General features: G+C 69.4%; 7 protein-coding genes. 1 reads left to right on the forward strand and 6 read right to left on the reverse strand.

Annotated elements, in window-relative coordinates; all coding sequences use genetic code 11:
- Positions 1–243: 243 nt before the first annotated feature.
- Both ACK59X_RS30100 and ACK59X_RS30105 read right to left on the reverse strand, forming a co-directional pair.
- Positions 244–1,392: an acyl-CoA dehydrogenase family protein gene (locus tag ACK59X_RS30100; RefSeq protein WP_409962404.1), complete on the reverse strand. Its 1,149-nt coding sequence runs from the start codon at positions 1,390–1,392 to the stop codon at positions 244–246.
- A 28-nt stretch (positions 1,393–1,420) separates the two neighbouring features.
- The gene (locus ACK59X_RS30105; RefSeq protein WP_409962406.1) at positions 1,421–2,623 is read right to left on the reverse strand and encodes a CaiB/BaiF CoA transferase family protein; all 1,203 of its coding nucleotides are present in this window, start codon (positions 2,621–2,623) and stop codon (positions 1,421–1,423) included.
- Positions 2,624–2,719: 96 nt separating this feature from the next.
- Between ACK59X_RS30105 and ACK59X_RS30110 the strand changes: the two genes are divergently transcribed.
- On the forward strand, positions 2,720–3,652 hold the full coding sequence (locus ACK59X_RS30110; protein ID WP_409962408.1) for a LysR substrate-binding domain-containing protein: 933 nt from the start codon (positions 2,720–2,722) through the stop codon (positions 3,650–3,652).
- A gap of 1 nt (position 3,653) precedes the next feature.
- Here the strand turns inward: ACK59X_RS30110 and ACK59X_RS30115 are convergent, their stop codons facing one another.
- Genes ACK59X_RS30115 through ACK59X_RS30130 form a run of 4 tightly spaced genes read right to left on the reverse strand, consistent with a single transcriptional unit; the run spans position 3,654 to position 6,660 of the window.
- Positions 3,654–5,159, reverse strand: a complete 1,506-nt coding sequence (locus tag ACK59X_RS30115; protein ID WP_409962410.1) for an ATP-binding protein — start codon at positions 5,157–5,159, stop codon at positions 3,654–3,656.
- Complete coding sequence (locus ACK59X_RS30120; RefSeq protein ID WP_409962412.1) at positions 5,156–5,848, reverse strand: response regulator transcription factor; 693 nt, start codon at positions 5,846–5,848, stop codon at positions 5,156–5,158. The genes ACK59X_RS30115 and ACK59X_RS30120 overlap by 4 nt, the downstream gene beginning before the upstream one ends.
- A 17-nt stretch (positions 5,849–5,865) precedes the next feature.
- Positions 5,866–6,165 (reverse strand): hypothetical protein, encoded by a 300-nt coding sequence (locus tag ACK59X_RS30125; RefSeq protein WP_184863849.1) that lies wholly within the window; start codon positions 6,163–6,165, stop codon positions 5,866–5,868.
- Between the two features lie 21 nt (positions 6,166–6,186).
- Positions 6,187–6,660: a Spy/CpxP family protein refolding chaperone gene (locus ACK59X_RS30130; RefSeq protein WP_409962414.1), complete on the reverse strand. Its 474-nt coding sequence runs from the start codon at positions 6,658–6,660 to the stop codon at positions 6,187–6,189.
- Positions 6,661–6,976: the final 316 nt, after the last annotated feature.

Here is a 6,976-nt window from a genome sequence, read left to right on the forward strand (position 1 = left end):
GTGCTCCCTGGGTTCGATGATGGTGGCTCTATCGTACCTGTCTATACAGGGTTAACGCTAGGAAACCGCCCTCAAGGGCCCAAGAAACCGCCCTGCTTCCCGCCGCTTGGGAACGCCCGCAAGGCCCTCCCATCGACAGGCCCGGCATGGGCGCTGACCGGTGCTTCACCGGCCCGGGAATTTAGCAAATTGCGGGCCAGTGCCGGCCCACCACATCGCACCAGAAAGGTGCACTGCAGGCCATCAACCCAGCAGGGTACGCGCAATGATGTTGCGCTGCACCTCCGACGAGCCTTCGTAGATGCGCAGGATGCGTGCATCGCGCACATAGCGCTCCAGCGGCATCTCGCGCGTATAGCCATAACCGCCATGGATCTGCAGCGCCGCATCGGCGACAAAGCCCACCATCTCGGAGGCATGCAGCTTGGCCATGGCCGACTGCAGCGTGAAGGGCTGGCCCGCCTGGCGCAGCGCCAGCGCTTGCAGCGTGAGGCCCCAGGATGCCTCCAGGCGCAGCTTCATGTCGGCCAGCATCCACTGCAGGCCCTGCTTGCCGGCAAGGGGCTCGCCGCCGACCAGGCGCTCCTTCATCCAGCGCGTGGCGTCCGCAATCGCCGCCTCGGCAATGCCCAGGGCCGTGGCGGCCACGTCCAGGCGGCTGTTGTCCAGCACCTTCATCGCAATCTTGAAACCTGTTCCCTCGGCGCCCAGCAGGTTGGCCGCCGGCACGCGCACGCCATCGAATGCGACCTCGAACGCATGCGCGCCCTGGATGCCCATGAGCTTTTCGGGCGAGGACACGCTGATGCCCGGCGTAGCGGTTTCCACGACGAAGGCGCTGACACCGCGTGCGCCCGCATCGGCATCGGTCTTGGCGAAGACCACCAGGAACTGCGCCTCGCGGGCGTTGGAGATGAAGTGCTTGACGCCGTCGATGCGGTAGTGGTCGCCCTCGCGCACGGCCCGGGTGCGCATGTCGGCCGGGTGCGAGCCGCCGCGCGGCTCGGTGAGGGCAAAGCCCGCCAGCCATTCGCCGCTGGCCGCGCGCGGCAGAAAGCGCTGGTGCTGCTCGGCACTGCCGCCGATGAGCAGCGCATCGGTGCCCAGGTAGTGCGCGCCGATCATCGACGAGGTAGCGGCGCAGGCGCGCGATATCTCCACCAGCGACAGCAGCATGGCCGTGGGCGTGACGCCTGCACCGCCCAGGTGCTCGGGCAGGTTCATGCCCATCACGCCCAGCGCGGCCAGCTGCGGTACGTGGCAGGTGACGGAGAGGGCTGCCTCGTCGATCTCGCGGGCGCGCGGCGCCAGCACCTCGCGGGCAAAACGGGCCACGGCGTCGGCAACGCCCTGGTCCTCGGGGGTCACACCCAGACGGTTCATCGGGTTCATGAAAAAGCTCCTTGTGGAATGGGTGAAATCAGACGGGGCCGAAGAGCCCCGCCTCTCGCAATGCGGCAAGTCGCTCGCCACCGCAGTGCAGCAGCGCGTCCATGAGTTCATCGGTGTGCTCACCCAGCGCGGGCGCGGGCTCGGCCCGGTTGGGCGCAGCGCCGCCGAACTTGACGGGCTGGGTGGGCACGCGCAAGCCGGGCAGGCGCGGGTCGTGCACCTCGCGCAGCAGGCCGCGCGCCCTGCCCTGCTCGGATTCGAGCGCCTGGGCGGTGGTCCACAGTGGCCCGCCGGGCACGCCCGCCGCCTCCAGCGCGGCCACCACCTCGGCCACCGGCAACTGCCCGGCCCAGGCCTCGATGGCGGCTGCCAGCAAAGGCTCGTTGGCATGGCGCAGTTCGTCACTGGCAAAGCGCGCGTCCTGCGCAAACCCGGGTTCGCCAATGAGCTGCGCGAGCGATGCGAACAGCTTGTGGTTGAGCACCGCGAGCGCGAAATGCCCGTCGCGCGCGCGGTAGACACCGAACGGCGCCGAGAACGCATGCCGATTGCCGCTGCGCTGCGGGCTCTGGCCGGTGAACAGGTAGCGCCCCACGCCGGTGACCAGGAAGGCCAGCGTGGCGTCGAACATGGCCACGTCCACATGCTGGCCCTCGCCCGTGCGGCGCTGCTGCAGCAGCGCAGCCAGCGTGGCCCAGGAGGCGAACAGCCCGGCGATGACATCGGACACGGCCTCGCCCACCATGGTCGGGGCACCACCCGGCTCGCCCGTGGACTCCATCAGGCCGCTCATGGCCTGCACGATGATGTCGTAGGCCGGCAGGTGGGCCAGCGGCCCGGTCTGGCCAAAGCCCGACACGCTCACGTACACCAGCCTGGGGTTCACGCGGCGCAAGGCCTCGGGGCCCACGCCCAGGCGCTCGGCCACGCCGGGGCGGAAGTTCTCGACCACCACGTCGGCCGTGGCGGCCAGGGCCGCGATGGTCTGCGCCGCATCGGGGTGTTTGAGGTCGAGCACCAGGCTTTTCTTGTTGCGGTTGAGCGCCGTGAACAGGCTGCTCATGCCCTCGCGCATGGGGCCGATGTGGCGGTAGTCGTCGCCCGTGGGCGGCTCGACCTTGATGACCTCGGCGCCCAGGTCGGCCAGCAGGGCCGTGGACAGCGGGCCCGCGAGCACGCGGCTGAAGTCGAGGATGCGCACGCCGTCGAGCGGGCGGGTGGTTGCAGTCATGGCAAGGAACTCCGTGGGCTGATCGGGAGTTCCCATGGTTGCCCATTCCTGCATCAAAAATAAAATATTCAATCTTGATACATTGGATCAACCATCTTGATCAATATCAGCCTGCGCCAGCTCGAATACTTTGTGGCCGCAGCCCAGCACGGCGGCGCGGCGCGGGCCGCGCACGCGCTCAGCGTGTCGCAGCCCTCCATCTCCAAGGCCATTGCCGACCTGGAATCGCTGTGGGACGAGGTGCTGTTCGTGCGCCGCCACGCGCGCGGCCTGGACCTCACGGCCGCCGGCCGGCAGCGCCAGCGCGAGGCCCAGGTGCTGCTGGACAAGGCCCGCGCCCTCGAAGGCCCGCGGCGCGAGGAAGAGGCCGGGCTGCTGCGCGTGGGCTGCCTGTCCACGCTGGCGCCGCGCTACCTGCCCGAAATCCTGGTGCGCATGCGCGCCAAGCACCCGCAGGTCGAGATCGAGGTGCACGAGGCCGACACCGAGACCCTGGTGCAGCAGCTGGAGCGCGGCGCCCTGGACACCGCCCTGCTCTACGACCTGGGACTGGCACGCGCCGTGCGGCTGGAGGCCGTCACCTCCTTCGTGCCCTATGCACTGCTGCCCGCAGGCCATGCGCTGGCCGGGCGCAGCAGCCTCGCGCTGTCCACCCTGGCGCAGGAGCCCTTCGTCCTCATCAACCTGCCGCACAGCCGCGAGTATTTCCTCTCGCTGTTCCGCCAGGCCGGTGTGGCGCCGCGCATCGCGTACGAGACACCGTCGATCGAGATGGTGCGCTCGCTGGTGGCCAATGGCCTCGGGGTGTCGCTGCTCACCACGCGGCCGGCGCGCGACTGGAGCTATGACGGCAAGCGCATTGCCTGCCGCCGCCTGCGCGGGCCGCTCGCCCCGCAATCGGTGGTGCTGGCCACCCCGGGCCGGCAGGGGCACGAGAACCCGCGCTCGGCCCTGTTCGCGCGCATCGCGAAAGCTGCCTTTGCGCAGCAGCGCGACGCGATGACCGCGCCCGGATCGGCCTCCCGGTAGTTCACCCCTTGGTAGGCGTCACCTGTGCAGGCTCGGCCGGCAGCGTGATGCGCACCGACAGGCCCGGCGAGGCATTGCGCAGCTCGAACTGCCCGCCATGCGCCTGCGCCACCAGCCGGCACAGGTACAGCCCCAGGCCCACCCCGCCCGTGGCGCGCTGGCGCGCCACGTCGGGGCGGTAGAAGGCCTGGGCCATGCGCGCCAGGTGCTCGGGCGGCACGCCGGGGCCATGGTCGCGCACCTCCAGCTCCACGCCGGTGGCGGTGCTGCGCAGGTGCAGCTCGGGCGGCGAGGCTGTGGGCTCGCAGTGGCGCAGGCTGTTGTCCAGCAGGTTGCGCAGCACCAGGCGCAGGCGCCCCCGGTCCAGCGCCAGCACGGGCAGGGCCGGGTCGGCGATGACCACGATGTCGTCGGCGCAGTCGTGGCGCGCCTCCAGTTCAGTGATCACCTCGCGCGCAAGCTCGGGCAGGTTGGTGGGCTCGCGGTGCAGCGCGGCATGGCGGCCCGCCAGGCGTTCGCTTTCCAGCAGGTCGGAGATCAGGTGCGCCATCTCCCCCAGGTCGCGCATCAGCGCCTCGCGCTGGGTCCCCACGTCAGGGCCTTCGGGCAGCAACTCGGTGTTCAGGCGCGCACGGGTCAGCGGGCTGCGCAACTCGTGGCTCATGGCCAGCAACAGGGCACGCTTGGCCTCCAGCATCTGGTGGATGTCGTCACCCATGGTGTTGATGGTGGCTGCCAGCTGGCCCAGTTCATCGGGGCGGTGGGCGTGGCGCACGGGAATGGGTTCGCCGAAGTCGCCCTCGCCAAAGCGCCGGGCGCCGCGGCGGATGTCATCGAGCGGCCGCAGCAGGTGGCGGATGTAGACATAGGCCAGCCCCGTGAGCAGCAGCAGCACCGACAGCGTGACCCAGGCAACGCGCGGCTTTTGCTCCCAGGTCATGGCATTGAGGCCGAACTCGATGGAGTGGCCGTCTGCCGTCGTGCGCTGCAGCAGGCGGTGGCCATCGTCGCTGTCGCCCAGCCAGTGCCGCTCGGGCCGGTCCTTGTCCCTGGCCTTGTCCTTGTCGCGCATCCAGTCAGGGCGCGGAATGTCGGGGTGCGAGACCCAGTTGACAACCGGCCCCTCGATGCGCAGGTGGATCGGCAGGCGCTGCACGATGGCCTGGGCGCGCTCCACGCTGGGCGGGCTGCCGATCTCGCCGGCCAGCCGGTCCACATAGTCCATGAGCAGCGGCCGCGCCGCCTCGCGCCAGCCCACCGACAAGGCCTTCTGCACGCCGCCGACAAAGGTGATGGTGGTCATGCAGGCCAGCACCAGGAACAGCAGCACCAGGCGGATGCGCAGCGAATGCCCGACGGCGTCGCGCGCACGCCGGTGCCAGGGGCAAGGCTGGCCGTCCTCGCCATGGTGATGGCGATGGTGGTGGCGCCACCAGCCGCGGCGCCCGCCCGGGGCCGGCGGTGCACCGGTCACATCGGCCGCGCCGCGTTGCCCCCAGCGCCTCATGGCTGCGCCTTCCGCAGGGCCAGCGAGTAGCCGGCGTTGCGCAGCGTCTTGATGCAGTCCAGCGGTTCGAGCTTCTTGCGCAGGCGGCTGACCACGATGTCCACCGCACGGGTGTAGAGCTCGGCCTCGTGGCCGCGCAGCTGGTTGAGGATATCGTCGCGGCTGAACACGCGGCCCGGCTCGCGCGCCAGCAGGTGCAAGAGGTCGAATTCGGTACCGGTCAGCTCCACCGCCACGCCCTGGCGCAGCACGCTGCGGCGGGCGGCATCGATGTGCAGGCCCTCGAATTCCAGCGGCCCCTGGCCCTGCCCATTACCTGGCCCGTCGCTGCGCCGCCGGCGCAGCACCGTTTGCAAGCGCGCGACCAATTCGCGCGGTTCAAACGGCTTGGGCAGGTAGTCGTCGGCGCCCAGCTCCAGCCCCACCACCCGGTCCATCACGTCGCCGCGCGCGGTGAGCATGACGATGGGCAGATCCCCCTGCTTGCGGATGGTGCGGCACAGCTCGAAGCCATCCATCTCGGGCAGCATCACGTCGAGGATGGCGGCATCAAAGCCGCCCGCCGCGAGCTGCGTCAGCCCCTCGCTGGGCCTGAGCGCATGCGTGAGCTCCAGCTCGAAGCGCTGGAAATAGGTCGCCAGCGGGGGGCCGAGCTGTGCGTCGTCATCAATGAGCAGGATCCGGTGCATGGCCGATTCTAAGAAGGTCAGCTGTCCAGCGCGCCACCCAGCGCGCGGTGGCGCACGATCAACTGGCGCAGGCGGTGCTTGGCGCCGGTGTGCAGGGCGTCGAAGCGGTCGGCCGCGTCCAGCAACGCTGGCAGCGTCAGGGCGGCATGCTCGGGCTGCCGCGCCAGCAGGCCCATGGCGTGCTCGCGGTCGAAGCGGGGGCCCCAGACCAGCGACATCAGCTCGTCATGGGGGTCCGGCAGGCCCGCCAGCAACTGGGGGCCATGCAGGCGCACGCGCTCGGTCAGCGTGTGGATGGGTTGCAGTGCGGGGGACATGCGTGGCTCTCCTTCCTGCGCTCAGCCGTGGGCCATCCAGCCGCCCCGGTGGCCACGCTTGTTCATCATGTCGCGCACCTTTTGCTGCTGATCGGGGTTCAGGCTGTCGTAGAAGTCGGCCATGGCGGCGATCACCTCGGGGCTGGCGGTCTGCACGGCACGGGTCTTTTCTTCCATCAGGGCCTGGGCTCGGGCACGGTCGAAGGTGGCACCGGCGACGATGGCCTGCACCTCGGCGCGCGGGTCGGGCGTCTTGCCCTTGAACGCGGCGCGCTGGGCCTGCAGGGTGTCGGCCAGTGCGTTGAGCTTGGCCTTCTGCGCGTCATTGAGGTCGAGCTTGCTGCTCACGCGGTTGACGACCTTGCCGCGGATCTCGGCGGTCTTCTCGGGGCCCATTTCGCCGTGGCGGTGGCCGCCTGCACAAGCGGTCAGACCGCCCAGGACGATGGTGGCGCCGAACACGCCGGCCAGGGTTTTTTGGATCCAGGGTTTCATGGTGCAGTCCTTTCATGGACGGTGTTGAACATGGGCTTATGGTGCGCCTGGGCGGTTTTTTGGGGGTCTCGGGGCAGTTTCGGTTTATTTCAGAATGTATCTACCGATGGCGGTGCTGCCCGTGCTTGCCGTGCTTGCCGTGCTTGCTGCATGCTTTTGCCAAGGGCGGGAGCCGGGGAGACTGTCAGAAATTTTGTGTTCAGGGCATAGCATGACGACAGGAGCATGTATGCCAAGCAAGTTGAACAAGCCCAAGAGGGTAGCGCCAGCGCTACCGTCCATCCCCAAAGAGATCCTTGATCAGTTCGGCCAGGGG

Origin of the sequence: Acidovorax sp., from assembly GCF_046339755.1 — a bacterium.
GTDB lineage: Bacteria > Pseudomonadota > Gammaproteobacteria > Burkholderiales > Burkholderiaceae_C > Acidovorax.

Excerpts from the sequence above, each read along its gene's own strand:
- ACK59X_RS30115 (WP_409962410.1), bottom strand. The coding sequence starts at position 5,159 with ATGAGGCGCTGGGGGCAACGCGGCGCGGCCGATGTGACCGGTGCACCG.
- ACK59X_RS30105 (WP_409962406.1), bottom strand. The coding sequence starts at position 2,623 with ATGACTGCAACCACCCGCCCGCTCGACGGCGTGCGCATCCTCGACTTC.
- ACK59X_RS30130 (WP_409962414.1), bottom strand. The coding sequence starts at position 6,660 with ATGAAACCCTGGATCCAAAAAACCCTGGCCGGCGTGTTCGGCGCCACC.
- ACK59X_RS30125 (WP_184863849.1), bottom strand. The coding sequence starts at position 6,165 with ATGTCCCCCGCACTGCAACCCATCCACACGCTGACCGAGCGCGTGCGC.
- ACK59X_RS30100 (WP_409962404.1), bottom strand. The coding sequence starts at position 1,392 with ATGAACCCGATGAACCGTCTGGGTGTGACCCCCGAGGACCAGGGCGTT.
- ACK59X_RS30120 (WP_409962412.1), bottom strand. The coding sequence starts at position 5,848 with ATGCACCGGATCCTGCTCATTGATGACGACGCACAGCTCGGCCCCCCG.